The organism is Cupriavidus sp. SK-3, from assembly GCF_000611145.1.
Lineage (GTDB): Bacteria > Pseudomonadota > Gammaproteobacteria > Burkholderiales > Burkholderiaceae > Cupriavidus.
Genome location: NZ_JFJV02000265.1, coordinates 13,141 through 16,953 on the forward strand (window position 1 = coordinate 13,141; position 3,813 = coordinate 16,953).

Sequence of the window (3,813 nt, forward strand, 5' to 3'; positions counted from 1 at the left end):
GCCATCGGGCATGACGCCATCGGGCATGACAAGCCGAACCTTGAACCCCTTGTACGAATGTTCACTTTCATGCATGCGAATCTCCAAGTAAGTGAGATGAGCCTAACACCAGCATCAGGCGTGAAGTTGACCCGAGTCAAGACAAATCAAAGCCAGTTTGTGCTCGCTGCGGTACAACAGATCACCGATTTGCCCCGCCCGGTCCGGTGGATTAAAGAATGAGGTGAGCACGTCTCTCACTCTGAATGAGCTTGCAGAGCTAGCGGGCTGCGGGTCGATCGAGCCATAGCTGCATGAAGCGCCGGCCCGGAAGGCGTGCTTGGCCGTTCGTCGAGAACATCGCAGGTGTGCCGGAGGTCTGCCTGTGCGAACTGGAAGCGCGTGCCATTGGGCATGGAGACTACATTCTGGCGGGCCACCTGCTGAAAGACTCTACGCTCACCTGGGAGTAATTGGAGAGCCCCGCTAACTGCGTAGTCTTCAGGCGCCCATCAGGCTTCGGAAGACCTAGGTCTGGCATCAATAAGGTCTAAAGCTCGCACGCACAGCAAATCACCACCTCAGCAACAATAATGCGGCACACTCGGCACGCCTATTCATCTTCCTGCGATGGGGATAATCGAATCTACCTACGAACAATCCCTACGCGCAAAAGCGCGAGGACAAACGTAGGATACGGGGACGAGCTTGGCATGAAGGAGTGCCTCATGCGCCCCCGCTACGCAACTGAAAATGATTTCCCCGAGGTGGAGGCGCTCATGCGTGCTTGTGCACTACCCGTCGAGGGGGTGCGCGCACATATCGAACGGTACGTTGTGGCCCGTGACAACGCGGGCCTTCTTGGATGTGCCGGTATCGAGCAATATGGCTCAGTCGGTCTCCTGCGAGGGTTAGCCGTTGCTCAGCGTGCGCGGTCTGCTGGCCTCGGAGAGCTTCTGATTTCCACCATCGTCGCTGATGTCCGGCAACGTGGTGTCGAGTCGATTGTATTGCGAACGACGTCCGCTTCTGCCTACTTCGCACGCCTCGGGTTCGCGCCAATCACCACATCAGAAATGCCTCGTGCCTTGCTCCCATTGACGGAATTTCCGCCAGGCAATACGGCTGAAGGTATCGTGATGCAGACTGCCTTATAGGAAGTGCAAACACGATGTAGACCAGCTTCCCGGCTTGTACGGCGAATTGCTCAACCTGGTCTCCTGATCTCCCCTGCCACCGGTGCGGCATCGGCGCGGTCAGTCGTGTAAGCTCATGCCGTCCGCAAACATGCTTTTGAGCACCTGCTTTTGCGCCTCGCTCAGCCGTCCCTTCGGCAGGTCGATCACGACCCTGAGCCGCAGATCGCCCGTGTCATGGTTGACAGCGTGTCGCAGGCCCTTCCCCAACAGCCGGAGGATCTTCCCCGCGCGCGTCATGGGCGGCACCTCGACGGTGTAGGACTTCCCGAACACGTCGACGTGCACCTTCCCGCCGATCGCGGCGGTTGCAAAATCCACCTTAACTTCCCCAATCAGGTCGAGGCCCTGAAGTTTGTAGCTTCCAGCCTTCAGCACCTTGATCCTGCACAGTGCGTCGCCATCGGCCCCGCCATTTCCCCCGGGTGTGCCACCACCGACGATGCGAACCATCATGCCATCGACGATTCCACCACGAACCTCCGTCGCAATCTTCCGTTCCGTTTTCGCGTGACCGCTCCCCTTGCATGTGGCGCAGACGTTTGTCCTACCCGAATAGTCGCATTTAGAGCATCCTTCGCCAGCGCACGCCTTACAGCGCGACGCGGCCCGCGCCCATCCCGTACCGCCGCAGGCATCGCACGGACCGACGTATGGAACCTTTACCTCGATCGTTCCCCCGTTGACCGCAGTCTCGACGGAGATCGATGCCTTGCACTCAATATCCTCGCCGCGTACAGGCGGCGGGGCGCGATGCCAGTAGGAACCGAATCCGGCCGGCTTCGCCCTTCCCGAAGACTGGCTTGCGCCGGCGCCGAAACCAAACGATCCCGTGCCAGACCCGAATCTAGTCTCGTCCAGCGAGTCGTCATAGGCTTCACGCTTCCGTTCGTTGCTCAGTGTTTCGTAGGCGTGCTTGATTTCTTTGAAGCGGGCGGTGGCTTCGGACTGGCTTTTCGGGTTGCGATCCGGATGCCACTGCATCGCCATTCGCCGATAGGCGTCCTTGATCTCTGCCGCAGAGGCAGTTTTGGCAAGGCCCAATGTGGTGTAGTGTGTCTGCGACGTCACCGCTCGACCCTCGTTATTGTCGTCCTGTCGCGGGTCATTCTAGCGCAGCCACCGCCCTCTCCGAACGGCATGGCCAACTACTGCAGATTGTATCGCTTGGCTTCGCTGACTCACGCAGCGCATATTCCACGATCGGCCCGTTCTTGCTCTTGCAGAGGATGAGGCCAACGGTTCGCGGTCCAGGTTTTCACCTGAAATTCGCCCATGGGTTGTCGCTAAAGCACGGAACCGATGGCCGCATACGTGGAAGGTAAAGGTGCTCTTCCGGCCGACCCAAAGTCCCTTCCATTCGACTACTCCATGAAGGGGAAGCGAGGAAGCCGGGGCAGCAACCGAGACGGCGGACCACTTAACGCTCTCGGACTGGATGTAGGCGCCGAGCGCCTCGGGCGTCGACCCCAACGGGACGATGCCGTCGAGCGTGAAGCGCTTGCGCAGGTCCGAGCTCTTGATCAGTTCCGCGATTTCGGCGCTGAGCTTGGCGACGATCGGACGCGGCATAGGCGCGCGACCAAGATCGGCGCCCTTCCGCGCCGTTGGCCACGGCGTCGAGCGATGCCAGATGCGACCCGGTGCGCACCGTGCCGGAGAAGAAGCGGCCGCTACGCGCCAGCTGTGCCACCGCGTAGCGCAGCGCGTTCATGCCGCTGTGCGAGCCCTCGTCGTTATAGGCCGCGCGCAAGCCGCGGCACGCGGCGAGCGTGGCGGGCCCGTCATTGGCCCGTACCACGATGGCGCTGGTATAGCTGGCGCCATCGCGGCCCGGCGCATCGAAGAGTGACGTGCCAATGATCCGCACATGGCGCCGCAGGCCCTGCACCAGCGGATAGCCGCAGGTTTGCGAGAGCAACAGGTCCGGCCGGCGCCAGAATTTGTGCAGCGCCTCCACCGTCCCGGCGGGCTCGACGACGCTCAGCTGGAGCGGGTCGCGTTGCCGCGCGAGCAGGTCGGCCACGCGCGCGATCAGCGCCAGCCAGTCCGTATGCGGCGCGGGTGTCAGGTTATACATGGGTAGCGCGGCCACCCAGTGCTTGCGTTCGGTCATCGGCCGGGCTTCCACGTTTACCCCGCCAGTTGCGCACGGGCATCGTTGCTGGCCTGCCCGCTTCCTGTTGCAACGGGCACCGCTTCACGTACAGGAGCGCGAAACAGCGGATGTACCACGGGCGCGGCCGTACGCAGCGCGAAGCGCGCGAGCCATTCGCCGTAGCCGTGTACCACGACACCGCCGCTGCGCCGCTGGTAGTCGGCCGCGCGGCGACGATAGATACGTCCCAGCGCGAACCAGGGCAGCGCGGGCAAATCAAGGTGGACAAGGTGATAGTTGTTGTGGAGAAAGAGCAAACGCCATGGCCACGCGGCCTCGTTGATCACGCTGCGGCATGCCGGCAAGGCATGGGCACGGTGTTCCTGGAACGAGCGTACCGCCGACAGCGACAGCGCCGGATAGGCCACGCCGGCCAGCATCAGCCACGGCGCGATACCGCAACTGCTGTCGAGCCAGGCCAGCAACGCGGCCAGCGACAGCAGGTGCGCAAGCCACATCGGCAGGGCGCGCAGATCGCCG

At 62.2% G+C, this 3,813-nt stretch carries 5 protein-coding genes; 2 read left to right on the plus strand and 3 right to left on the minus strand.

The genetic code is table 11. The annotated features are described in order from the left end of the window. A partial coding sequence (locus CF70_RS38365; protein ID WP_235185247.1) for a hypothetical protein occupies positions 1–222 on the plus strand: 222 nt, incomplete at its 5' end. Between the two features lie 485 nt (positions 223–707). Then, entirely contained in the window at positions 708–1,136 is a 429-nt protein-coding gene (locus tag CF70_RS28845; protein WP_035873577.1) for a GNAT family N-acetyltransferase, read from the plus strand. A gap of 99 nt (positions 1,137–1,235) precedes the next feature. Here CF70_RS28845 and CF70_RS35410 read toward each other — a convergent pair whose 3' ends face one another. The 3 genes from CF70_RS35410 to CF70_RS28860 form a co-directional block, all read right to left on the minus strand. Then, positions 1,236–2,246, minus strand: a complete 1,011-nt coding sequence (locus CF70_RS35410; RefSeq protein ID WP_081862406.1) for a DnaJ C-terminal domain-containing protein — start codon at positions 2,244–2,246, stop codon at positions 1,236–1,238. Positions 2,247–2,595: 349 nt separating this feature from the next. Then, positions 2,596–3,291: a phosphate/phosphite/phosphonate ABC transporter substrate-binding protein gene (locus CF70_RS28855; protein ID WP_235185248.1), complete on the minus strand. Its 696-nt coding sequence runs from the start codon at positions 3,289–3,291 to the stop codon at positions 2,596–2,598. Positions 3,292–3,308: 17 nt separating this feature from the next. Beyond that, on the minus strand, positions 3,309–3,813 hold a 505-nt coding region (locus tag CF70_RS28860; protein ID WP_349675126.1), incomplete at its 5' end, for a fatty acid desaturase.

What these genes read in the sequence shown, in the direction of transcription:
- CF70_RS28845 (WP_035873577.1), top strand. Translation starts at nt 708, where the DNA reads ATGCGCCCCCGCTACGCAACTGAAAATGATTTCCCCGAGGTGGAGGCG.
- CF70_RS28855 (WP_235185248.1), bottom strand. Translation starts at nt 3,291, where the DNA reads ATGACCGAACGCAAGCACTGGGTGGCCGCGCTACCCATGTATAACCTG.